The organism is Methylobacterium sp. AC690 (assembly GCF_979256535.1).
Map to the genome: position 1 here is coordinate 1 of NZ_CEEDOX010000068.1, position 296 is coordinate 296.

The following is a 296-nucleotide window of genomic DNA, read 5'->3' on the forward strand; positions in this document are numbered from 1 at the left end:
TCCTCGCCCGAGCACCTGGACAACTACAAGCGCCTGTTCGGCACCGGCGAGCAGTTCGGGCTGTCCTTCAGCTACGCGCTCCAGCCCCGGCCGGAAGGGCTGGCCCAGGCCTTCCTGATCGGGCGCGACTTCGTGGGCGCGGACAGCGTGGCCCTGGTGCTCGGCGACAACCTGTTCTTCGGCTCGGGCATGCGCGAGATGCTGGCCCGGGCGCGCGCCCGCGAGAGCGGCGCCACGGTGTTTGCCTACCACGTCGACGATCCCTCGGCCTACGGCGTGGTGACCCTCGGCCCGGA

At 71.3% G+C, this 296-nt stretch carries 1 protein-coding gene; it reads left to right on the forward strand.

The features are described from left to right. Positions 1–296 (forward strand): sugar phosphate nucleotidyltransferase (locus tag AC0IY1_RS25355; RefSeq protein WP_471773341.1); only part of this gene is annotated, 296 nt, incomplete at both ends.